General features: G+C 71.7%; 25 protein-coding genes. 21 read left to right on the top strand and 4 right to left on the bottom strand.

The window, feature by feature from the left end; genetic code table 11:
* The first annotated feature begins 43 nt into the window (after positions 1–43).
* The 8 genes from glmS (at position 44) to OG522_RS15265 (ending at position 8,375) form a co-directional block, all read left to right on the top strand.
* Positions 44–1,891 carry a glutamine--fructose-6-phosphate transaminase (isomerizing) gene (gene glmS / locus OG522_RS15300; RefSeq protein WP_329463549.1) on the top strand — a complete coding sequence of 616 codons (1,848 nt, stop codon included), beginning with the start codon at positions 44–46 and terminating at the stop codon, positions 1,889–1,891.
* Complete coding sequence (locus tag OG522_RS15295; RefSeq protein ID WP_329463548.1) at positions 1,888–2,256, top strand: holo-ACP synthase; 369 nt, start codon at positions 1,888–1,890, stop codon at positions 2,254–2,256. Before glmS ends, OG522_RS15295 begins: the two co-directional genes overlap by 4 nt.
* A 109-nt stretch (positions 2,257–2,365) precedes the next feature.
* Positions 2,366–3,787, top strand: coding sequence for an NAD(P)H-hydrate dehydratase (locus tag OG522_RS15290; protein WP_329463547.1), 1,422 nt, complete (start codon positions 2,366–2,368; stop codon positions 3,785–3,787).
* 486 nt (positions 3,788–4,273) lie between these two features.
* Positions 4,274–5,092: a L,D-transpeptidase family protein gene (locus OG522_RS15285; RefSeq protein ID WP_443074834.1), complete on the top strand. Its 819-nt coding sequence runs from the start codon at positions 4,274–4,276 to the stop codon at positions 5,090–5,092.
* 57 nt (positions 5,093–5,149) lie between these two features.
* Positions 5,150–6,304, top strand: a complete 1,155-nt coding sequence (alr, locus tag OG522_RS15280; protein ID WP_329463545.1) for an alanine racemase — start codon at positions 5,150–5,152, stop codon at positions 6,302–6,304.
* A gap of 24 nt (positions 6,305–6,328) precedes the next feature.
* On the top strand, positions 6,329–7,564 hold the full coding sequence (locus OG522_RS15275; RefSeq protein WP_329463544.1) for an alpha/beta fold hydrolase: 1,236 nt from the start codon (positions 6,329–6,331) through the stop codon (positions 7,562–7,564).
* Positions 7,533–8,042: a tRNA (adenosine(37)-N6)-threonylcarbamoyltransferase complex ATPase subunit type 1 TsaE gene (gene tsaE / locus OG522_RS15270; protein ID WP_329463543.1), complete on the top strand. Its 510-nt coding sequence runs from the start codon at positions 7,533–7,535 to the stop codon at positions 8,040–8,042. Before OG522_RS15275 ends, tsaE begins: the two co-directional genes overlap by 32 nt.
* Positions 8,043–8,195: 153 nt before the next feature.
* Entirely contained in the window at positions 8,196–8,375 is a 180-nt protein-coding gene (locus OG522_RS15265; RefSeq protein ID WP_329463542.1) for a hypothetical protein, read from the top strand.
* A gap of 37 nt (positions 8,376–8,412) precedes the next feature.
* Here OG522_RS15265 and OG522_RS15260 read toward each other — a convergent pair whose 3' ends face one another.
* Entirely contained in the window at positions 8,413–9,012 is a 600-nt protein-coding gene (locus OG522_RS15260) for a hypothetical protein (protein ID WP_329463541.1), read from the bottom strand.
* A 91-nt stretch (positions 9,013–9,103) separates the two neighbouring features.
* On the opposite strand from OG522_RS15260, the gene tsaB reads away from it, so the two are divergent.
* The 10 genes from tsaB (at position 9,104) to OG522_RS15210 (ending at position 15,789) form a co-directional block, all read left to right on the top strand.
* Positions 9,104–9,757 (top strand): tRNA (adenosine(37)-N6)-threonylcarbamoyltransferase complex dimerization subunit type 1 TsaB, encoded by a 654-nt coding sequence (gene tsaB, locus OG522_RS15255; protein ID WP_329463540.1) that lies wholly within the window; start codon positions 9,104–9,106, stop codon positions 9,755–9,757.
* 77 nt (positions 9,758–9,834) lie between these two features.
* Positions 9,835–10,293, top strand: coding sequence for a ribosomal protein S18-alanine N-acetyltransferase (gene rimI / locus OG522_RS15250; RefSeq protein ID WP_329467599.1), 459 nt, complete (start codon positions 9,835–9,837; stop codon positions 10,291–10,293).
* The gene (gene tsaD / locus OG522_RS15245; RefSeq protein WP_329463539.1) at positions 10,293–11,405 is read left to right on the top strand and encodes a tRNA (adenosine(37)-N6)-threonylcarbamoyltransferase complex transferase subunit TsaD; all 1,113 of its coding nucleotides are present in this window, start codon (positions 10,293–10,295) and stop codon (positions 11,403–11,405) included. Before rimI ends, tsaD begins: the two co-directional genes overlap by 1 nt.
* The gene (locus OG522_RS15240) at positions 11,402–11,653 is read left to right on the top strand and encodes a hypothetical protein (protein WP_329463538.1); all 252 of its coding nucleotides are present in this window, start codon (positions 11,402–11,404) and stop codon (positions 11,651–11,653) included. The genes tsaD and OG522_RS15240 overlap by 4 nt, the downstream gene beginning before the upstream one ends.
* Positions 11,654–11,886: 233 nt before the next feature.
* Complete coding sequence (locus tag OG522_RS15235; RefSeq protein WP_329467598.1) at positions 11,887–12,681, top strand: polysaccharide deacetylase family protein; 795 nt, start codon at positions 11,887–11,889, stop codon at positions 12,679–12,681.
* A gap of 156 nt (positions 12,682–12,837) precedes the next feature.
* A complete protein-coding gene (locus tag OG522_RS15230) occupies positions 12,838–13,194 on the top strand; it encodes a YciI family protein (RefSeq protein ID WP_329463537.1) in 357 nt (118 codons plus the stop codon).
* 258 nt (positions 13,195–13,452) lie between these two features.
* Positions 13,453–13,929: a VOC family protein gene (locus tag OG522_RS15225; RefSeq protein ID WP_329463536.1), complete on the top strand. Its 477-nt coding sequence runs from the start codon at positions 13,453–13,455 to the stop codon at positions 13,927–13,929.
* 71 nt (positions 13,930–14,000) lie between these two features.
* Positions 14,001–14,615 (top strand): HD domain-containing protein, encoded by a 615-nt coding sequence (locus OG522_RS15220; RefSeq protein WP_329463535.1) that lies wholly within the window; start codon positions 14,001–14,003, stop codon positions 14,613–14,615.
* Positions 14,616–14,735: 120 nt separating this feature from the next.
* A complete protein-coding gene (locus OG522_RS15215; protein ID WP_329463534.1) occupies positions 14,736–15,356 on the top strand; it encodes a hypothetical protein in 621 nt (206 codons plus the stop codon).
* A gap of 67 nt (positions 15,357–15,423) precedes the next feature.
* A complete protein-coding gene (locus tag OG522_RS15210; protein WP_329463533.1) occupies positions 15,424–15,789 on the top strand; it encodes a hypothetical protein in 366 nt (121 codons plus the stop codon).
* 84 nt (positions 15,790–15,873) lie between these two features.
* Here OG522_RS15210 and OG522_RS15205 read toward each other — a convergent pair whose 3' ends face one another.
* The gene (locus OG522_RS15205; protein ID WP_443074705.1) at positions 15,874–17,229 is read right to left on the bottom strand and encodes a class I SAM-dependent methyltransferase; all 1,356 of its coding nucleotides are present in this window, start codon (positions 17,227–17,229) and stop codon (positions 15,874–15,876) included.
* Here OG522_RS15205 and OG522_RS15200 point away from each other — a divergent pair.
* From OG522_RS15200 to groL, 3 genes are all read left to right on the top strand, one after another.
* Positions 17,228–18,139, top strand: coding sequence for a polysaccharide deacetylase family protein (locus OG522_RS15200; RefSeq protein ID WP_329463532.1), 912 nt, complete (start codon positions 17,228–17,230; stop codon positions 18,137–18,139). The genes OG522_RS15205 and OG522_RS15200 overlap by 2 nt on opposite strands.
* A gap of 312 nt (positions 18,140–18,451) precedes the next feature.
* Positions 18,452–18,760 (top strand): co-chaperone GroES, encoded by a 309-nt coding sequence (gene groES / locus OG522_RS15195; protein ID WP_329463531.1) that lies wholly within the window; start codon positions 18,452–18,454, stop codon positions 18,758–18,760.
* 114 nt (positions 18,761–18,874) lie between these two features.
* Positions 18,875–20,503 (top strand): chaperonin GroEL, encoded by a 1,629-nt coding sequence (gene groL / locus OG522_RS15190; protein WP_329463530.1) that lies wholly within the window; start codon positions 18,875–18,877, stop codon positions 20,501–20,503.
* 83 nt (positions 20,504–20,586) lie between these two features.
* Here groL and OG522_RS15185 read toward each other — a convergent pair whose 3' ends face one another.
* Both OG522_RS15185 and OG522_RS15180 read right to left on the bottom strand, forming a co-directional pair.
* Positions 20,587–21,282 carry an ester cyclase gene (locus OG522_RS15185; RefSeq protein WP_329463529.1) on the bottom strand — a complete coding sequence of 232 codons (696 nt, stop codon included), beginning with the start codon at positions 21,280–21,282 and terminating at the stop codon, positions 20,587–20,589.
* A 77-nt stretch (positions 21,283–21,359) separates the two neighbouring features.
* The gene (locus OG522_RS15180) at positions 21,360–22,388 is read right to left on the bottom strand and encodes a hydroxyacid dehydrogenase (protein WP_329463528.1); all 1,029 of its coding nucleotides are present in this window, start codon (positions 22,386–22,388) and stop codon (positions 21,360–21,362) included.
* Positions 22,389–22,414 lie beyond the last annotated feature (26 nt).

The following is a 22,414-nucleotide window of genomic DNA, read 5'->3' as shown; positions in this document are numbered from 1 at the left end:
GGGATGGCCCGGGAAAGGGGCGCCACGGTCGTAGGCTGCCGCCATGTGCGGAATCGTGGGATATGTAGGCGGGCAGTCGGCGCTCGACGTCGTGGTGGCGGGGCTGAAGCGGCTGGAGTACCGCGGGTACGACTCGGCGGGCGTCGCGGTGCTCGCGGACGGCGGGCTCGCCGCGGCGAAGAAGGCCGGAAAGCTGATCAATCTGGAGAAGGCGCTCCTGGAGGCGCCGCTCCCCGCCGGGGCAACCGGCATCGGGCACACCCGGTGGGCCACGCACGGCGGCCCCACCGACGCCAACGCGCATCCGCACCTGGACAACGCGGGGCGGGTCGCGGTCGTGCACAACGGCATCATCGAGAACTTCGCCGCGCTGCGGGCCGAGCTGGCTGAACGCGGCCACGCGCTGGCCTCCGAGACGGACACCGAGGTCGTCGCCCACCTGCTCGCCGAGTGCTACTCCTCGGCCGAGGACCTGGCGGAGGCCATGCGCCAGGTGTGCCGACGCCTTGAGGGCGCGTTCACGCTGGTCGCGGTGCACGCCGACGAGCCTGACGTGGTGGTGGGCGCGCGGCGCAACTCGCCGCTCGTCGTGGGCGTCGGCGAAGGGGAGTCCTTCCTCGCCTCCGACGTCGCCGCGTTCATCGCGCACACCCGCTCCGCGATCGAACTGGGCCAGGACCAGGTGGTCGAGCTGCGCCGGGACGGGGTGAGCGTCACCGACTTCGACGGGGCGCCGGCCGAGACCCGGGCCTACCACGTGGACTGGGACGCCTCGGCCGCCGAGAAGGGCGGCTACGACTACTTCATGCTGAAGGAGATCGCCGAGCAGCCGAAGGCGGTCGCCGACACCCTGCTCGGGCGGATCGACGCGGCGGGCTCGCTGACCCTGGACGAGCTGCGGATCCCGGACGCGGTGCTGCGGGAGGTCGACAAGGTCGTCGTCGTGGCGTGCGGGACGGCGTACCACGCCGGCATGATCGCGAAGCTCGCGATCGAACACTGGACCAGGATTCCGTGCGAAACGGAGCTGGCCAGCGAATTCCGCTACCGCGACCCGATCCTCGACCAGCGCACGCTCGTGATCGCCATCTCGCAGTCCGGCGAGACCATGGACACGCTGATGGCGCTGCGCCACGCACGGGAACAGGGCGCCAAGGTCCTCGCGATCTGCAACACCAACGGCTCGACCATCCCGCGGGAGTCGGACGCGGTGCTGTACACGCACGCGGGCCCCGAGGTCGCGGTGGCGTCGACCAAGGCGTTCCTCACCCAGCTCGTGGCCTGCTACCTCGTGGCCCTGTACCTCGGACAGGTGCGCGGAACGAAGTGGGGGGACGAGGTCCGGGCCGTGGTGCACGACCTCGCCGAGATCGCCCGCGAGGTCGACCGGGTGCTCGAAACCATGGAGCCCGTACGGGAGTTGGCGCGCTCGCTCGCCGACAAGAACACCGTGCTCTTCCTCGGGCGGCACGTCGGCTACCCGGTCGCGCTCGAAGGCGCGCTCAAGCTCAAGGAACTGGCGTACATGCACGCCGAAGGCTTCGCGGCCGGTGAGCTCAAGCACGGGCCGATCGCGCTCATCGAGCAGGACCTGCCGGTGGTGGTCGTGGTGCCCTCGCCCAGGGGCCGGTCCGTCCTGCACGACAAGATCGTGTCCAACATCCAGGAGATCCGGGCCCGGGGAGCGCGGACGATCGTGATCGCGGAGGAGGGCGACGAGGCGGTGGCGCCGTACGCCGACCACCTCATCCGGATTCCGGCCACGCCCACGCTGCTCCAGCCGCTCGTGGCGACCGTGCCGCTCCAGGTGTTCGCCTGTGAGCTGGCGACGGCGCGCGGCAATGAGGTGGACCAGCCGCGCAACCTCGCGAAGTCGGTCACCGTCGAATGATCATCGGGGTGGGGATCGACGTCGCCGAGATCGACCGGTTCGGGGAGTCGGTGGAGCGGACCCCCGCGATGCTCCAACGGCTGTTCGTGGAGAGCGAGTTGATACTGCCGAGCGGTGAGCGGCGCGGGATCGCCTCGCTGGCCGTGCGGTTCGCGGCGAAGGAGGCCCTCGCGAAGGCCCTTGGGGCTCCGGCGGGGCTCCACTGGACGGACGCGGAGGTGTACGTCGAGAAGAGCGGGCAGCCGCGGGTGCGGGTGCGGGGAACCGTGGCCGCACGCGCCGCGGAGCTCGGGGTCCGGCACTGGCATGTGTCGCTCAGCCATGACGCGGGAGTGGCGTCGGCGGTGGTGATCGCGGAGGGCTGACCTTGCCCCGCGCTGGCGGCGCGCGTCCGGAGCCTGTGGCGATGGCGGAGCGGGGTCCGGGCGGAGCCCCCGGTTTCGGGAAGGGGCGGGGTGAGGGAGAGTTGGCTTCATGCGTAGCGCCTACCGTGTCGAGACCGTCCGGGCCGCCGAGCGGGAGTTGATGGGGCGACTGCCCCACGGCGCGCTCATGCAGCGCGCCGCCGCCGGGCTCGCCGCCGCCTGTGCCGCGATGCTGGGGCGGGTCTACGGCGCCAGGGTCGTGCTGCTGGTCGGCAGCGGGGACAACGGCGGCGACGCCCTGTACGCGGGCGCCCGGCTGGCCCGCCGCGGCGCCGGAGTGAGCGCGGTACTGCTCGCCCCGGACCGCGCACACCCCGGCGGCCTCGCCGCACTGACCCGGGCGGGCGGGCGCGTCACCGACGATCCGTACGAGGTGCTCGCCGCCGCCGATCTCGTACTCGACGGCATCACCGGCATCGGCGGCCACGGCGGCCTGCGTCCCGACGCGGTGCCGGTCACGCGGGCCGCCCGCGGGTCGAACGCGCTGGTGGTCGCCGTCGATCTGCCCAGCGGCGTGGACGCGGGCACCGGTGAGGTGGCGGGCGAGGCGCTGCGGGCGGACGCGACGGTGACGTTCGGGGCGTACAAGCCGGGGCTGCTCATCGACCCCGCGCGGCAGTACGCGGGGGCCGTGCGGCTGATCCCCATCGGGCTCGACCTGCCGTCCGTACCGGATGCCGAGGCGCTCCAACACGCGGACGTGGCAGACCTGTTGCCCGCTCCGGCGGCCGAGAGCGACAAGTACCGGCGGGGCGTGGTCGGCGTCGTGGCCGGGTCGGCGCGCTACCCCGGCGCGGCGGTCCTCGCGGTGGCCGGTGCGCTGCGGGGCGGGGCCGGGGCCGTGCGGTACGTGGGGCCCGGCGCGGACGCGGTGATCGCGCGCTTCCCCGAGGCCCTGGTCTCGGACGGCTCGCCGGCGAAGGCCGGCCGGGTGCAGGCGTGGGTGGTCGGCCCCGGGCTCGGCGACGGCGCGGGCGTGGACGAGGTGCTGGCCTCGGACGTGCCGGTCCTGGTGGACGCGGACGGGCTGCGCGGTCTGGACCCCGAAGCGGTACGGGCCCGGTCGGCGGCCACCCTGCTCACGCCGCACGCGGGCGAGGCGGCGGCGCTGCTCGGGGTCCCGCGCGAGAAGGTCGAGGCCGAGCGGCTCGCGTCGGTGCGCGAGCTGGCGGCGCGGTACGGCGCGACGGTCCTCCTGAAGGGCTCCACCACGCTGGTCGCGGACGCCGAAGGCCCGGTCCGGGTCAACCCGACGGGCACCCCGTGGCTGGCCACGGCGGGCAGCGGCGACGTTCTGTCCGGCCTCGCGGGCTCCCTGCTCGCCACCGGCCTCGACGCCCGCGACGCGGGCTCGGCCGCGGCCTACCTCCACGGCCTGGCAGGCCGCCACGCCGCCGAGGGCGCCCCGACGACGGCGTACGCGGTGGCCGAGGCGCTGCCGGGCGTATGGCGAGACGTGACGGGCGGCTGACCGAGGGTCGCGCCTGCGTCGGGCTGGGGGCTGGCCGCGGGTCACGCCTGCCGGAGGTCGAGGGCTGACCGTGGGCCCACGCCTGCCGCGAGTAGGCCTCTCGCGGGGCGCGGCCAAGCGCTCCGGCGCAAGACGGCCCCCGTTCCGCGGGTAGCCGGTGGCTGATCGCGTACTTTCCGGCGCCGCTCATGGCGCGCGCTACCGCGCCGGACTTCGGCTGGGCCGCTCGGACACGGGGTCCCGTGTCACGAACCCGTCCACCCCCGGGTGACATCTGCCGCGCGGCTTCCGCGACACGCCCGGGGGGCGGGGTTTCCTACGCTCATGAGAAAAGAACATACGCGTACAAAGCGTCAGAAATGGGGGACCCGGGGGGTGGTGCTCGCGGCGGCGCTCGTGCTCGGGGCCGCCGGCCCCGCGTCGGGCGTCCCGCTGCCCCCGCCGCCCGGCATCCCCGCGCCGCCCGGCATCCCCGCGCCGCCCGGCATCCCGGCGCCGCCCCCGCCGGCGCCGGGAGGCACCGAGCCCGCGCCCTCCGACACGCTGGTGCCCGGAGTGCCGCTCGCGCAGGCGCCCCTCGACACCCCGGACCAGGCGCTGCCGCCGCTCGTGTACGAGCCCGGGGCCGCCGAGGACAGGGTCGAACCCGCCGCGGCGCCCGAGGGCGCGGACCGGCTCGTGGAGTACGTACCGCGGGAGGAACTCGGCGCCAAGCCCGGCAGCTGCACCACCAGGACCGGGCCACATCAGCGGGAGGTCGAACGCTGGCTCGGGCTCAAAGTGGACGGCAAGCAGTCCGCCGCGGACTGCGCCGCGATCCGCAAGTTCCAGCAGGCGCAGGGCATTCAGCCCACCATCGGCTTCGCGGGCCCGGTCACCTGGTCCCGGATGCAGTTCCTGTCGGCCCGCAAGAACCCCAACGCCGCGCACAAGTGCCCCGTGCGGGCGGGGCGGGTGGCCTGCGTGGACCTGACGCGGCAGCTGATGTGGGTGCAGACCGGCAAGAAGGTGACCTACGGTCCGGTGCCGATCCGCAGCGGGCGGGCCAGCCTGCCCACCCGGGCGGGCTGGCACAAGGTCTACTGGCGGCACAAGAACCACTGGTCGACCATCTACCACCAGTCCATGCCGTACGCCCAGTTCTTCGACGGCGGGCAGGCCTTCCACGCCATCTACCACAGCGTCTACACCACCGTCGGCAGCCAGGGCTGCGTGAACCTGAGCCTGGCCGACGCCCGCACGCTCTGGGACGCACTGCGTCAGGGCGACGCCGTCTATGTGTGGGGGCACCGGGAAGGCACCTGATCGCGTGTGTCCTGCGGCACAATCCGAGTCCCCGTGCGCTCTGAGAGACTTGGCGCGATGACCGCGAAGACACAGAACCCCGCCGGGCGCGCCCGCGCCGAGATCGACCTGGGCGCGCTGCGCGCCAACGTCCGTACGCTGCGGGCCTGTTCACCCGGCGCGCAGCTGATGGCCGTGGTGAAGGCGGACGCGTACGGGCACGGCGCGGTGCCGTGCGCCAGGGCGGCCAGGCAGGCCGGCGCGGCATGGACGGGCACCGCGACCCCGCAGGAGGCGCTGGCGCTGCGCGCGGCCGGGATCGACGGCCCGATGCTGTGCTGGCTGTGGACGCCCGGCGGCCCCTGGCGCGAGGCGATCGAAGCGGACATCGATGTCTCGGTGAGCGGGATGTGGGCGCTGCGCGAGGTCACCGACGCGGCCCGCGCCGCCGGGCGCACCGCCAGGATCCAGCTCAAGGCCGACACCGGGCTCGGCCGCAACGGCTGCCAGCCCGCCGACTGGCCGGAACTGGTCCATGCCGCGCTCGCCACCCCCGAGGTGACCGTCACCGGCCTGTGGTCGCACTTCGCGTGCGCCGACGAGCCGGGCCATCCCTCGATCGCGGCCCAGCTGTCCGTCTTCCAGGAAATGCTGGCCTTCGCCGAGAAGGCGGGCGTCACACCCGAGGTGCGGCACATCGCCAATTCCCCGGCCACGCTCACGCTCCCCGAGTCCCACTTCGACCTCGTGCGCACCGGCATCGCGATGTACGGCGTCTCCCCGGCCCCCGAACTCGGCACCTCGCAGGAGCTCGGGCTGCGGCCCGTCATGACGCTCGCCGCCTCGGTGGCGCTGACCAAGCAGGTTCCGGCGGGTCACGGCGTCAGTTACGGGCATCACTACGTCACCCGGGGCGAGACCACCCTCGGCCTCGTACCACTCGGGTACGCCGACGGCATCCCGCGGCACGCCTCGGGGCGCGGTCCGGTTCTGGTCGAAGGGAAAGTGCGTACCGCGGCGGGCCGCATTGCCATGGATCAGTTCGTGGTCGACCTTGAGGGGGACACGGTCGAGCCGGGCGCGGAGGCGATCCTGTTCGGGCCGGGGGAGCGCGGGGAGCCGACGGTGGAGGACTGGGCGCGGGCGGCCGACACCATCGGCTACGAGATCGTGACCCGGATCGGTTCGCGGGTGCCCCGGGTCTATGTGAACGAGTGTTCCGGCGACGAGTAGGACGAGCGAGAGCGGAGCGGCACGGTGAGCGAGACCAGCACGGGGGACGCCGTCGCATCCGCGGTCCAGGGTGCCCAGACGGCGGTGGGTAACTGGCGCGTGGCGGGGATCGCGGGCGCCGCGATAGGTGTGGTCGCGGCGGGCGCGGCGGCCGGCGTCGCCATAGAGCGGCTCACCGTCGGGCGCGGCATGCGCAAGAAGGCCCGTCTGGCGCTGGACGCGTCCGGCCCCTACGGTTCGTTGCGCGGGATGCCGGGCAAGGCGGTCGCCGACGACGGCACCGTCCTCTACTACGAGAGCGACGAGGTCGAGCCGGAGGCGGGCGCCAACGGCTCGCGCAAGCGCAGGCTCTTCGGACGCAAGCCCCCGGCCCCGGTCACCGTGGTCTTCTCGCACGGCTACTGCCTGAGCCAGGACTCCTGGCACTTCCAGCGGGCCGCGCTGCGCGGAGTGGTCCGCACCGTGCACTGGGACCAGCGCAGCCACGGCCGTTCCGACCGCGGCAAGGCCCAGCGCGAGGGCGTGCCGGTCGACATCGACCAGCTCGGCCGCGATCTGAAGGCCGTCATCGACGCGGCCGCACCGGACGGCCCGCTGGTCCTGGTCGGTCACTCCATGGGCGGCATGACGATCATGGCCCTGGCCGACCAGTACCCCGAACTGATCCGAGAGCGCGTGGTCGGCGTCGCCTTCGTCGGTACGTCGTCGGGCAAGCTCGGCGAAGTCAACTACGGGCTTCCGGTCGCCGGGGTCAACGCGGTGCGCCGGGTGCTGCCCGGGGTGCTCAAGGCGCTGGGTTCGCAGGCCGAGCTGGTGGAGCGCGGCCGGCGGGCCACGGCGGATCTCTTCGCCGGCATGATCAAGCGCTACTCGTTCTCCTCCAAGGACGTCGACCCGGCCATCGCCCGGTTCGCCGAGCGAATGATCGAGAGCACTCCGATCGACGTCGTCGCGGAGTTCTACCCGGCCTTCTCCGAGCACGACAAGGCCGCGGCCCTGCCTGTCTTCGCGGAGGTCCCGGTCCTGGTCCTGGCGGGCGAGAGCGATCTGGTGACCCCCAGCTCGCACAGCGAGGCCATCGCCGATCTGCTGCCCGACGCGGAGCTGGTCATAGTGCCGGACGCCGGGCATCTGGTGATGCTGGAGCACCCCGAGACGGTCACCGACCGCCTCGCCGACCTCCTGGCCCGGGTCGGCGCGGTCCCGCAGGCCGCTAACGTTGGGACGCATGGAAGCACCGCACAGCAGCCCGGCGGCTGACGCCGGCACCGGCATGACCCTCAACTCCCCTTCCGAAATGCAGGAGTTGGGCCGTCGCATCGCGAAACTGCTCCGTCCCGGCGACCTCGTGATGCTCACGGGAGAGCTCGGCGCGGGCAAGACGACCCTGACCCGCGGCCTCGGTGAGGGCCTCGGGGTGCGGGGTGCCGTGACGTCGCCCACTTTCGTCATCGCCCGCGTCCACCCCTCCCTGGTCGGCGGACCCGCGCTGGTGCACGTCGACGCGTACCGCCTCGGCGGAGGGCTCGACGAGATGGAGGACCTCGACCTCGACGTGTCGCTGCCCGAGTCCGTGGTCGTCGTGGAGTGGGGCGAGGGGAAGGTCGAAGACCTCTCGGAGGACCGGCTCCAGGTGCTGATCGACCGCGTGGTGGGCGAGACCGACGACGACCGCAGGACCGTCACGGTCACCGGAATCGGGCCCCGCTGGGCGGACGCGGGAGTCGAGAGCCTCTGAGGACGCGCCTCGGGCGGGGCCGGAGTGCGCCGTACATTCCGACAAGCCGTCGGCAAAATGTTGCGCGGGCCGCACCAGGCGTGGTCACATGGAGACAGAGACCTGGTTAGGTCTACCTAACCGCGCCTTCTTCCGCAGCCTCAGGAGGCCGCCATGACCGTGCCGGAACGCGAAGCGAAGCCGCAGGCCCCGCGGGGCGTCCCGGCGCCGCTCGGGGTGTCGATACACGATCTGCTCGCCTCGTGCGCCGCGGCCAGCGCGGTGTCGACCCCACCACGCGAGAGCGCCCCGAAGACGACCACCGAGGACGACGCCCGCAAGGACGCGGCGTAGCTCTATCGAGTGTTCGTCGGGGCGGTCGGACGCGCGATTACGGGACGACGACGACCTTCGAGTTGACGGTCGCGAACGTCCACATCGCGTTGCCGTCCGCCCGCTTCATGCGGATGCCGCCGGTCTTCTTCTCCGTCTTGGGGCTCGCCATCGAGCCGTCGACCGCCGCGCTGAAGCCGATCGCCACGTTCTCGCTGCTCGCGAACCGCACCACGTGCTCGACGGCCACCCCGTCCGAGCCCGTGACGTTGCCCGAACGCGAGGTCACGACGTAGGTGCCCGGCTTCGGGCTGATCGTGGACGGCATGACCTCGAAGGTCTTCGGCGTCTTCGTCACGCCCACCAGCCACACCCGCTTCGCGCCGAGCGCGTACACGACCCGTACGCCGGTGCCCGAGTTGGCCGGCACCGAGAGGTCGACCCTGTTGTTGGGCGAGCCCGCGGCCGGTGCCTTCGATGGCTTCACGGAAGGGGACGCGCTGGTACCGGGGGCCGCGAGGTCCGCGGCCCGCGGTGCGCTCGCCGAGGCCTGGAAGGCGAGGAAGCCGACCACCGCGAGAGCGGCCACGGTGATCGCGGCCACGAATCCCGAGCTGCTCCGTGCCACCTGGGCTTCCCCTTTCGTACGTACGTGCATGTCTACGGTCATACCTGCGGCTGACGGTAGCAGCAGGTGATGCCTTGGGCGGGACGCCGTGCCTCCGCCGCCTTGGTCGTAGGCTGTTCGCGTGCTCTTGCTCGCCGTTGATACCGCCACCCCCGCCGTCACCGTCGCCCTGCACGACGGCACCGCCGTCGTCGCCGAGTCCAGTCAGGTCGACGCCCGCAGGCACGGGGAGCTGCTGCTGCCCGCCGTCGAGCGGGTGCTCGCCGAGGCCGGCCTGAAACTGGACGCCGTGACGGACCTGGTCGTCGGGGTCGGACCCGGCCCGTACACCGGGCTGCGGGTCGGCCTGGTCACCGCGGCGACCTTCGCCTCCGTGCTCGGCGTCCCCGTCCACGGCCTGTGCACCCTGGACGGACTCGCCTACGCCTCCGGCATCGAGGAGCCCTTCGTGGTCGCGACCGACGCCCGCCGCAAGGAGGTGTACTGGGCTAGATACGACGACTTCCGTACCCGCGCGGGCGAGCCCGCCGTCGACCGGCCCGGCGAGATCGCCGAGGAGCTGAGCGGACTGCCCGTCGTCGGAGCGGGCGCCGTCCTCTACCCGGAGGCGTTCCCCGACGCGCGTGGCCCCGAGCACCAGTCGGCGGCGGCGCTCGCCGCGCTCGCGGCCCACAAGCTGGCCCAGGGCTCGGAGTTCCTGCCGCCGACCCCCCTCTACCTGCGCCGCCCGGACGCCCAGGTGCCCAAGAACTACAAGGTGGTCACCCCCAAGTGACCCAGGCCCACCCGTCGCCCGGCCACTGCCCCGCACCGACACCGGTGCGCGGCGGCCCCCGTCCGTCGCTGCGCGAGATGCGCTGGTGGGACATCGCGCCCGTGCTCGACCTCGAACACGACCTCTTCCCCGAGGATGCCTGGTCGGCGGGGATGTTCTGGTCCGAGCTCGCCCACGCGCGCGGGCCCGGCGCCACCCGCCGCTATGTGGTCGCCGAACAGGACGGCCGCCTCGTCGGCTACGCCGGACTCGCCGCGGTCGGCGGCCTCGGCGACGTCCAGACCATCGCCGCGGCCCGCGACCAGTGGGGCACCGGGCTCGGCGCCCGCCTCCTGACCGACCTGCTCAAGCACGCCACCGCCTTCGAGTGCGACGAGGTCCTGCTCGAAGTGCGCGTGGACAACACCCGGGCCCAGAAGCTCTACGAGCGCTTCGGCTTCGAGCCCATCGGCTTCAGGCGCGGCTACTACCAGCCGGGCAACGTCGACGCGCTCGTGATGCGACTGACCGTCCAAGGAACAGAAGAGACTGACTGATGGCTGCTGACGAACCGCTCGTACTGGGCATCGAGACCTCCTGCGACGAGACCGGCGTCGGCATCGTGCGCGGGACGACGCTGCTCGCCGACGCCGTGGCCTCCAGCGTGGACACGCACGCCCGGTTCGGCGGCGTGGTCCCCGAGATCGCCTCGCGGGCCCACCTCGAAGCGATGGTGCCGACCATCGAACGCGCCCTGAAGACCGCCGGGATCTCCGCGCGTGACCTCGACGGCATCGCGGTCACCGCGGGCCCCGGGCTCGCCGGCGCGCTGCTCGTCGGCGTCTCGGCCGCCAAGGCGTACGCGTACGCGCTGAACAAGCCGCTGTACGGGGTCAACCACCTCGCCTCGCACATCTGCGTCGACCAGTTGGAGCACGGGCCGCTGCCCGAGCCGACGATGGCGCTGCTCGTCTCCGGCGGCCACTCCTCGCTGCTGCTCGCCCCCGACATCACCGCCGACGTCCGCCCCATGGGGGCCACCATCGACGACGCGGCGGGCGAGGCCTTCGACAAGATCGCCCGGGTGCTGAACCTCGGCTTCCCCGGCGGCCCGGTCATCGACCGGCTGGCCAAGGAGGGCGACCCGACGGCGATCGCGTTCCCGCGCGGCCTGACCGGTCCGCGCGACCCGGCGTACGACTTCTCCTTCTCCGGCCTCAAGACCGCGGTGGCCCGCTGGATCGAGGCCAAGCGGAACGCGGGCGAGGAGGTTCCGGTGCGCGATGTCGCCGCGTCCTTCCAGGAGGCCGTGGTGGACGTGCTGACCCGCAAGGCGGTACGGGCCTGCAAGGACGAGGGCGTCGACCACCTGATGATCGGCGGCGGGGTCGCGGCCAACTCCCGCCTGCGGGCGCTCGCCCAGGAGCGCTGCGAGCGGGCCGGGATCCGGCTGCGGGTGCCGCGCCCCGGTCTGTGCACGGACAACGGCGCGATGGTCGCGGCCCTCGGCGCCGAGATGGTGGCGCGCAACCGGTCCGCCTCCGACTGGGAGCTCTCGGCGGACTCCTCGCTGCCGGTGACCGAGCCGCACGTGCCCGGCGAGGCGCACGCGCACAGCCACGACCACGACCACGTGCACGAGGTCAGCAAGAAGAACCTGTACTCATGACCGTCGCGCTGATGTGGGAGGCCCGCGCCGCCGAGGGGCGCGGCGCCGCACTCCTCGCCTGGGTGCGGGAGCGGCCCGTGGCCGGTTCGCCACTGCGCCGCGAGATCATGCGCGCGCCCGGCGACCGGGTCCTCGTCATCACCTGGTGGGACGCCCCGTACGACGCGGAACTGCCCGAACTGCCCGATCCGGCAGGGGAGTTGGTGGCACGGCCGGTGCACCGCTGGCGTTTCGAGCCGGTGGACTGACGGGTCTGCCCGATCGCTGAATGATCGACTGCTGACTGGCCACCGTCTGACCGCTGACTGGTCACCACCTAACCACCGGTGACCAACGGCTGATCATTTAAAGCAACCTTGTGACTGTTTCTGGCATCAACCTCTCTGCAGGTGATGACTGAAAACGGACATGGGGTTGGCTCGTGCGCAAGAAGGCAATCGGTCGCAAGAAGGCGGTCGGTGCGGCTCTGTTCGGGCTTCTGATGGTCGCGGGCTGCTCGTCCGGCGGTGGCTCGGGCAGCGCGCCGTCCGCGTCCGCCCCGTCCGGTCAGGTCGGCGGCAAGCCGTCCGCGTCCCCGGGCGCCGACGGGGCCGACGGCGCGGCCGCGTACAGCAAGTGGGGGCTCAAGCCGTTCGCCGCACCGCCCGCGCCGCCGGCCGAGAAGCCGGTGAAGGCGAAGCCCGGCGAGGTGCCGGTGGTGAGCGACATCCCCACCAAGGACAAGATCGTCTTCGTGACGTTCGACGACGGGGCCGAGAAGGACCCCAAGTTCGTCGAGATGATGCGGGACCTGAAGGTCCCCTTCACGATGTTCCTGACCGACGACATCATCCGCAGCGACTACGGCTACTTCAAGCCGCTCCAGGAGCTCGGCAACTCCATCGAGAACCACACGCTCTCGCACCCCAACCTGCGCACGCTCGGCGCGGCCGCGCAGAAGAACGAGATATGCACCCAGGAGCAGAAGCTGGGCAAGGAGTACGGCAAGGTGCCCCGGCTGTTCCGGCCCCCGTACGGCAACTGGAACGAGAACACCCGGACGGCGGCCAAGGCCTGCGATCTCCAGGCGATCGTGTTGTGGCGCGAAACGATGCAGATAACCAACATGCAGTACCAGCGCGGCGACAAGAAGCTGCACCCGGGCGACATCATCCTGGCGCACTTCCGCGGCCCCAAGGAGCTCAAGGGCACCTCCATGACGGAGATGACGGCCAACATGCTCCGCCACATCCAGGAGCAGGGCTTCACGGTGGCCCGCCTGGAGGACTACGTCTGAGCGGTGTCCGGGTCTGTCGGGCCCGACGGGCGCGCGAAAGAATCTTGGGCGGATTTCCCGGGTGGTGTCGATCGCGGCGGCCCCCGTTCGACGTATGAGTGAGAGGCGGGGAACGGTCCCCGCACCGCACGCACCACGCACAGAACGGAGACGGCCATGCCGCGCTACCTGACGATGGTCCGCATCGACGAGAACAACGCCCCCGCGGGCGGCCCCAGCCCCGAGCTCATGGAGCGGATGGGCGAACTGATCGGCGAGATGACCAAGGCCGGTGTCCTCCTCGACACCGCGGGCCTCAGGCCGTCCGCCGAGGGCACCCGGGTCCGCTGGAACGCCGACGGGCTCGCGGTCACCGACGGTCCGTTCACCGAGTCCAAGGAGGTCGTGGGCGGTTACGCGATCATCCAGGCCAAGGATCAGGCGGAGGCCGTGGAGTGGGCGAGGCGGTTCGTGCAGATCCACGAGGTGGAGTGGGACGTCACCTCGGAGGTGCGGGAGATCGCCGAGGGCTGACCTCCGCCCGCCGGAGCGGCCGGGGCCGGGGCCTGGCTTCCCGGTCCCAGTTCCCCGGCTCCCTGGCTCCCGGCCCGGCCCCCGGCCCCCGACTCCGCGGGAAATGTTGCCGCCCGCCAGCCGTGGTGATCTGCTGGGACGGCCGGGCCGCAGCGAGGAGGCGGGGCTCCCGGGCCGCACGGCGATGAGTTCCGCGCGCGGTTCCGGTCCACCTGTCGATGCCGCCCGCACCGGGCGGCAACGGCAAGGAGGCCGACGATGACCGCGAAGATCACCCAGAAGATCACCCCCTTCCTCTGGTTCGACACCCAGGCCGAGGAGGCCGCCAACCACTACGTCGCCATCTTCGGCGGCGACTCGCGCATCGTGGGGATCACCCGCTACACCGCGTCGGCCCCCGGTGAGACCGGCTCGGTCATGACGGTCGACTTCGAGCTCGCCGGCCAGCACTTCATCGCGCTCAACGGCGGCCCGCAGTTCTCCTTCACCGAGGCGGTCTCGCTCGCGGTGGCCTGCGAGGGCCAGGAGGAGATCGACCGGTTCTGGGCGCTGCTGTCCGAGGGCGGCGAAGAGGGGCCGTGCGGCTGGCTGAAGGACAAGTACGGGCTCAGCTGGCAGGTCGTCCCCGCCGAGCTGCCCGAGCTGCTCGGCCGGGACCAGGAGAAGACCGATCGGGTCATGGCGGCCGTCATGGGCATGAAGAAGCTGGACGTCCAGGCGATGCGGGACGCCTGAACGCGCCGGGGCCCGGCCCACGTCCTACCCTGAGGGCGCCGCGGGCAGCCGGCCCGCGCGGGGAGGGGATCATGAGCAGGACCAGTGCGTGGGTCGCCGGGGTGGAGATGCCCGGCGGACGGGCTGCCGAGGCCGCGCGGACGGTGTGCGCCGAGTACGCCGACGAGGCGCTGTACCACCACTCCATGCGGTCGTACGTCTTCGGCGCCGCCTATGCCAAGGAGCGCCAACTCGCCTTCGACGCCGAGCTGTTCTACGTCTCCGCGCTCCTGCACGACCTCGCGCTGACCCCGCCCTTCGACAGTCACGCCCTGCCCTTCGAGGAGGCCGGCGGTCATCTCGCCCGGGTCTTCACGGCGGGGCTCGGCTGGGACGCGGCGCGGCGGGACCGGGCGGCCGAGATCATCGTGCTGCACATGCGGGACGACGTGTCCGCGGAGCAGGACGTGGAGAGCCACCTCCTCCAGATCGGCACGACCGCCGACGTCTCCGGCGGCGGACTCGGCGCCTTCGACCCGGAGTTCCGGGCGGAGCTGCTGCACCACCACCCGAGGGCCGGGTTCGGCGCCGCCTTCGTCGCCCTCTTCCGCGAGCAGGCCGCACGCAAGCCGGCGTGCGTGGCGGCCACGCTGGTCGCGGGCGGCTGGCCGGAGCGCGTCGCGGCCAACCCGCTCGAACAGGGGTGAGGGGCCGGCGAGCGGACCACCGTGCCGTCGGGGCCGCCGACGGACGATCCCAGCCATCGGGTCCGGCCGGGACCGAGGCTGCGCGGCGGGGCCCTTCGCGGCACCGCTAATCTCTGCCGCATGTCGTCCCGTTCGCCGCTTCCGCCGCCCCCGCCTCCGGTCGAGATACGCGCCTGGCGCGACCGCAACGCGCTGCTCGCCGACCGGGCGCAGGTCCTGGACGCCCTGGTCAAGGCGTACTTGGGGGCCGGGCGGCTCGGGCTGCTCTGGCTGTGGGCGGCGCTCTTCGCGCTCGGCTGGTCGCTGGTCGGCGCGGCGCTCACCTCCCTCACCGACGTCCTCACCGCGATCGTCGGCGGAGTACTCCTGGTGCTCGGACTCTCGGTGATGATACCCACCGGCCTGGCCGTCGGGTTCGGGCTGCGCAAGGACCGCCGGATCCATGAACTACTGTGCCAGTGGGGCGAGTTGGACCGCGACCCGGTGCTCGACCGCAACCTGCGCAGGCCCGGCCTGAACCTGGCCTGGCTGCTGCCCTCGACCGTGCTGTGCGGGGTCGGCCTCGTCGTCTGTCTGGTGCTGCCCGCGAGCGCCGACCCGCGCCACGACACCTACGCCGTCGTCGTCTACGGCATGGGTCTCGGCCTCATCTGCTGGCTGACCGGACTGATCGGCGTGGTGAAGGCCGCCGCGCACCGGCGCTGGGTGCTGCGCTCCCTGGCCCGCGGTGTACGCCGCTGAACCGCGTCCTATCCTGGGGATGTCGCCGCGGACCGGCGGTGACACAACCGGGGGAAGGACGGCCGACATGGCCTGGTACTGGTGGATTCTGGTCGTCTTCTGGATGGGCGGCTTCGGCTGGGCGATAGACAACGCCCGCACGGCGCTGCGCACCCGGCACGAGCGCAAGATGGAGCGCCTGGAGGCGGCCAAGCAGGAGCGGCTCGCCCTCGAAGCCGCCAACAAGGCGCCCGAGCCGGTCTGCGGCTGCACCCATCACCTCGCCAAGCACGACAAGCAGGGCAAGTGCCACGAGCGGGTCGAGGTCCCGGTCGCCTGGGACGAGAACAAGAAGCCGCTGCGCTTCGAATCAGCCCAGTGCAACTGCCAGCAGTACGTGGGTCCTCAGCCGCTCTCCCAGGTGTACGCGGACGAGCTGACCGACCTCAACTAGGCGCTGCGCGGGGCGCGTTCGTCGGTTCGGGCGGCCGCGGCGTTTTGCGCGGTTCCCCGCGCCGAGCCCCAGGGGCGCGGTCGGCTACGGGCGTGGTACCGGCCTTCCGATCAGCATCGTCGGGGCGCCCGCCACCCGGGTCAGGAAGACCGTGGCCGAATTCGGGCCCTGGGGCTTCACCTTGCGGCGGACCTCCTCCGGCTCCACGGCCGAGCCGCGCTTCTTCACCGTCAGGACACCCACCTCGCGCTCGCGCAGCAGGGCCTTCAACTTCTTCATGTTGAACGGGAGTTGATCGGTGATCTCGTACGCCGAGGTGTACGGCGACGCGTACGGCTCGTCGCTCGTGACGTACGCGATCGTCTCGTCGATCAGCCGACCGCCGCACCGCCGGACGATCTCGGCGACCAGATGGGCGCGGATGACGGCGCCGTCCGGCTCGTACAGATAGCGGCCGACCGGGCCCACCGGCGGGGCGGCGAGCGGGGCGGGCGCCGACAGGGCGGCGGCCGAGGGCAGCAGGGTGGCGCGGACCGCGCCCGGGGCCACGCCGGTGCCGAACCACAGCACCGCTTCCTTCACGTCGCCCCCGTCCGAGATCCACTCCGCCTCGGCCTGCGGCGGGATCGCCTCGTGCGGGATGCCGGGGGCGATCTTCAGGGCGGCGAACGGCGCCTTCAGGGCCGCCGTGACGGCCCACGAGAGCGGCGGGGAGTACGCCTCGGGGTCGAAGATCCGCCCGCCCGTCGCCCGACCACCGCCCCTCACCGACGCGCTTCGCGCGGCCCCGCCCTGTCTGCCGCCCCGCCGCGCCGGGTCCACGAACACGGCGTCGTACGGGCTCGTGTCGATGTCGGTCACATCCGCGCAGCGCACCTCGATCAGGTCCGCGAGGCCCAGCGCCTGAGCGTTGGCGCGGGCGACGGCCGCCGTCAGCGGGTCGCGGTCGACCGCGAGGACACGGATCCCGGCGCGCGCGAGCGCGAGGGCGTCCCCGCCGATGCCGCAGCACAGGTCCGCGACACCGCGTACGCCGCGCGAGGCGAACACCCGCGCGCGATGGGCGGCGACCGAGGCGCGGGTCGACTGCTCGACGCCGTTCGGGGTGAAGAACATCCGGTGCGCGTCCTCGGCACCGAACTTCGCCACCGCCCGCTGCCGCAGCCGCGCCTGCCCGAGCGCCGCCGACACCAGGTCCGCGTCGTGCTCGCGGCGCAGCCGGGTGGCCACCGCCAGCTCCTGGGACGGGTCGTACTCCCGCAGTGAGGCGAGCAGGGCGCGGCCTTCGCCGGTCAGCAGGAGGGAGAAGGTGTCGAGGTCGTTCACCCCGCCATTGTCGTCCAGTCGCCGGGCCGCTGTGGGCCAGGCGGGCGACGGTGCGCCCGTGGTGGCGGTGTCGTGCGGCTCGCGCGGCGCGGTCCTGACAGGATGCGGCGCCATGCAGCTAGTAGGACAAAAGGGGAAATCCCGAACATCACTCACCAAGGCCGTCTGGGCCGCCGCGGCGCTCGCCGCCGCCCTGCTCGCCTCCGGGTGCGCCGCCGACGACGCCGGAACCGGTCAGCACGGCGCCCCGGCCGCCAAGGGGCCGGCCGGCTCCCTCACCGGATACTCCGAGCAGCTCAAACACGCCGAGGCCGCCCGGCTCGCGGCGGTCAAGAAGTGGGGGCTCGCCAAGCCGCCGCTGCTCGCGCCCCCGGCGCCCGCCGTCAAGCCGAGGATCACCAACCGACCGGGGTTCGAGACCGACGGGGGAGACTCGCTGCCGCCCGTCTTCACCACCGTGCCGACCAAGGACAAGATCGTCTTCCTGACGATCGACGACGGCGCGGACAAGGACCCCCAGTTCCTGAAGATGATGCAGGAACTCCGCATCCCGTACACGGCGTTCCTCAGCGACTACCTCGTCAAGGACAACCACGCGTACTTCAAGAAGATGCAGAGCCTCGGGGTCACGCTCAACAACCACACCCTCAACCACCGCTACATGCCCGCGCTCTCCTACGACGAGCAGCGGCACGAGATCTGCGACCAGCAGGACAAGATCGGCCAGTGGGCGGGTGAGCGGCCCAAGCTGTTCCGGCCGCCGTACGGCAACTACAACGAGGACACCCTCAAGGCCGCCCAGTCGTGCGGGATCAAGGCCGCGCCGCTGTGGGCGGAGGAGGCCTTCACCGATCACATGGAATGGCGCGAGTGGGACCGCGACCTGCACCCCGGCGACATCATCCTCACCCACTTCCGCGGACCCCAGGACTGGAACGGCACCATGGGCGACATGGTCCGGCAGGTGATGAAGGTGATCACCGACAAGGGGTACGCGGTAGCCCGGCTGGAGGACTACGTATGACCGGAGCCGGGGATCCGGCATGAACCGCGCGCACCGGCCGCGGGCCGCCCCTGGGAGGGCGGACCGCGGCCGGTGGGCTGTCCGGGGGCGCTTGGCGGGCCGTCACACAGCCCCGCGGAATCCGCCGCGTCGGTGCGAGATTGGCACTCCGCTTGACCGAGTGCTAATCGCCGTCCTAGTCTCGCTTCTGGCACTCCCCACTGGAGAGTGCCAACACAGCGACGGGCAGGTCCGGCACCCGCGACGACGGATCCACCTGGTCGCCACCCAAACAGTTAACCCCGTGAGATCTCCGAAGGGGGAGACCGGATCGTGACGACCACCAGCTCCAAGGTTGCCATCAAGCCGCTCGAGGACCGCATTGTGGTCCAGCCGCTCGACGCCGAGCAGACCACGGCCTCCGGCCTGGTCATTCCGGACACCGCCAAGGAGAAGCCCCAGGAGGGCGTCGTCCTGGCCGTTGGTCCGGGCCGCTTCGAGAACGGCGAGCGTCTGCCGCTCGACGTCAAGGTCGGCGACATCGTGCTGTACAGCAAGTACGGCGGCACCGAGGTGAAGTACAACGGCGACGAGTACCTCGTCCTCTCGGCTCGCGACGTGCTCGCGATCATCGAGAAGTAATTCACCTCGAAGCGAATGCTTTGAGTCTGCGCCCCTGGTCACCCCGCTGATTGCCGGGCGGCGAGGGGCGCAGTTTCGTTAACCCGAGTTTTCCGAGAGGGCTGAACCGCTCCCATGGCGAAGATCCTGAAGTTCGACGAGGACGCCCGTCGCGCCCTTGAGCGCGGCGTCAACAAGCTTGCCGACACGGTGAAGGTGACGATCGGCCCCAAGGGCCGCAACGTCGTCATCGACAAGAAGTTCGGCGCTCCCACCATCACCAACGACGGTGTCACCATCGCGCGCGAGGTCGAGCTCGACGACCCGTACGAGAACCTGGGCGCCCAGCTCGTCAAGGAGGTGGCGACCAAGACCAACGACATCGCGGGTGACGGCACCACCACCGCGACCGTGCTGGCCCAGGCGCTGGTGCGCGAGGGTCTGCGCAACGTCGCCGCCGGCGCCTCCCCGGCCGCCCTGAAGAAGGGCATCGACGCCGCGGTCAAGGCCGTGTCCGAGGAGCTCCTCGCGACCGCCCGTCCGATCGAGGACAAGACCGACATCGCCGCCGTCGCCGCGCTGTCCGCCCAGGACAAGCAGATCGGCGAGCTCATCGCCGAGGCCATGGACAAGGTCGGCAAGGACGGTGTCATCACCGTCGAGGAGTCCAACACCTTCGGTGTGGAGCTCGAGTTCACCGAGGGCATGGCCTTCGACAAGGGCTACCTGTCGCACTACATGGTCACCGACCAGGAGCGTATGGAGGCCGTCCTCGACGACCCGTACATCCTGATCAACCAGGGCAAGATCTCCTCGATCCAGGACCTGCTGCCGCTCCTGGAGAAGGTCATCCAGGCCGGCTCCTCCAAGCCGCTCCTGATCATCGCCGAGGACGTCGAGGGCGAGGCGCTCTCCACCCTGGTCGTCAACAAGATCCGCGGCACGTTCAACGCCGTGGCCGTCAAGGCTCCCGGCTTCGGCGACCGTCGCAAGGCGATGCTCCAGGACATGGCCACCCTCACCGGTGCCACCGTCATCGCCGAAGAGGTCGGCCTCAAGCTGGACCAGGCCGGTCTTGAGGTGCTCGGCAGCGCCCGTCGCGTGACCGTCACCAAGGACGACACCACCATCGTCGACGGTGGCGGCAACTCCGGTGACGTCGAGGGCCGCATCGCCCAGATCAAGGCCGAGATCGAGTCCACGGACTCCGACTGGGACCGCGAGAAGCTCCAGGAGCGCCTCGCGAAGCTGGCCGGCGGCGTGTGCGTGATCAAGGTCGGCGCCGCCACCGAGGTCGAGCTCAAGGAGCGCAAGCACCGTCTGGAGGACGCCATCTCCGCGACCCGCGCCGCGGTCGAGGAGGGCATCGTCTCCGGTGGTGGCTCCGCCCTGGTGCACGCCGCCAAGGTCCTGGAGGGCAACCTCGACAAGACCGGCGACGAGGCCACCGGTGTCGCCGTCGTGCGCCGCGCCGTCGTCGAGCCGCTGCGCTGGATCGCCGAGAACGCCGGTCTTGAGGGCTACGTCATCACCTCCAAGGTGAGCGAGCTGGACAAGGGCTTCGGCTTCAACGCCGCGACCGGTGAGTACGGCGACCTGGTCAAGGCCGGCGTCATCGACCCGGTCAAGGTCACCCGCTCCGCCCTGGAGAACGCCGCCTCCATCGCCTCCCTGCTGCTCACGACCGAGACCCTGGTCGTCGAGAAGCCGGCCGAGGAGGAGCCCGAGGCCGGTCACGGCCACGGTCACGGCCACAGCCACTGACGGCCCCGCACCACGCGTGAAGGCCCCCGCTCCCGCCATCGGCGGGGCGGGGGCCTTCCCCGTTTCCGGGAGGTGTCGGCGCCTCAGCCCCCGATGCCCAACTGCCGCATCAGCTTCATGGCGTCGTAGTGCCACCAGCCTTCCTGGATCCTGTCGTTCTTGAACCGGAAGATCGTGGTGCCGGTCATGCTGACCTGCTTGCCGGTGGCCGGGACGCCCCTGAAGTCGCCCGTGTGGGTGCCGTTCAAGGTCCACAGCGTCACCACGTCGTCGCCCTCGCAGATCTGCCGGTCGAGTTCGAAGGCGAAGTCGAAGGCCGACCGCCATCCGGCGACGTCGTTGCGGATCTTGTCGGAGCCGACGACCGTGTCCTGCTCCTTGAGGATGTCGTGGTCGGCGTAGTCGTCCGCGAACACCTCGCCGATGGCGTCGAGGTTGCCGCCCGAGGCGATCTCGTGGAAGAACCGGCGAGCTGTTGTAGCGTTCAACTGGTCGTTGCGCACCACATCCAGGTCCATGAAGGTGGGCATGTCGTCGCAGAGCGCCACCATCTCCTCGAAGATCCGGTTGGTCTCGGGGAGGTTCGAGTTCGCCATCGCCTCCTCGTACGAGGGGAATTCGATGATCTCGATGTAGTGGGACCCGTCGGAGCGGTCCTTGCCTATGAGGCTGTGCGAGGCGGTCCGCCTGCCCTTGGTCTGTGCGATCCACCGGTCCATGAGCTGGTCCAGGTCACTGAACCGCTGGGTTTTGAAGTCGATTACCTGCGTGAAAGTCATGACTCCTCCCGACTGGATGTGGGCGGGACACATCCATTTTAATGAGATTTGACCCATTTGCGCGCAGGGGCGACGGCTCACGCCGAGTGGCGCAGAGTCGCCGGGAGTACGGGGTCCGCGAACGGCACCCCGGCCGCGAACCGCTCCACCTCGTCCAGCGCCCGGTCCGCCATCCGGTGCAGCTCGTTGCCGAGCGAGCCCGCGATGTGCGGGGTGAGCAGCACGTTGGGCAGGTCGTACAACGGGCTCTCGCGGGGCGGGAGTTCGGGGTCGGTGACGTCCAGGACCGCGTGCAGGCGGCCCGTGAGCAGCTCGCCGAGCAGGGCGGCCTCGTCCACCAGGGAGCCGCGCGCGGTGTTGATCAGGGTGGCACCCGCCGGCATCAGGGCCAGCTGGCGCGCGCCGATCATGCGGTACGTGTCGGGCAGCTGCGGCGCGTGCACGGAGACGATGTCCGAGCGGGCGCAGAGGACGTCGAGCGAAACCGGCTCGACGCCGAGGGAGGCCGCTTCGGCGGCGCTGACGTACGGGTCGTACAGCAGGACCTCGAAATCGAAGGGGCGCAGCAGCTCGATCACCCGGCGGCCGATGCGGGAGGCGCCGACCAGGCCGACCGTGCGGCGGTAGTTGCCGGTGGCGCCGGTCCCGATCGGCCACGGGGGAGTGGTGCGCAGCGCGGCGTAGTTCCGGGCCGCGGCGAGGACGTTCTTGCCCGCGAAGAGGATCGCGGCCAGCGTGTACTCGGCGACCGGCAGCGCGTTCGCCGCCGCCGCGGACGTCACCGCGATGCCGCGCTCCCAGCAGGCGTCCGTGATGTGGTGCTTGACCGAGCCCGCCGCGTGGACGACCGCGCGCAGCTTGGGGGCCGTGTCGAGGACGGCCGCGGTGAGCGGGGGCGCGCCCCAGCAGGTGAGCAGGACCTCGGCCGTGGCGAGGGCGGCGGCGACGGGCGGGGCCGGAGCGGCGAGGTCGTGCGCGACGAGGTACGGGTCGGTGCGGGCGAGGTCCGCCAGCCGGGCGCGGTGCCGGTCGGCAAGGAGGCGGTCCGCGATGCCGGGGCCCATCGCGAGAAGCAGCGTGGGCCGGTTGTCAGTGGCGTGGGGCATGGTTGAACTCGGGCTCCTCACGAGGC

This window comes from Streptomyces sp. NBC_01431, assembly GCF_036231355.1.
In the GTDB taxonomy this organism is placed as follows: Bacteria; Actinomycetota; Actinomycetes; order Streptomycetales; family Streptomycetaceae; genus Streptomyces.
The sequence above is the reverse complement of the archived record's forward strand: the minus strand, read 5'-3'. Positions and strand labels throughout refer to the sequence as shown.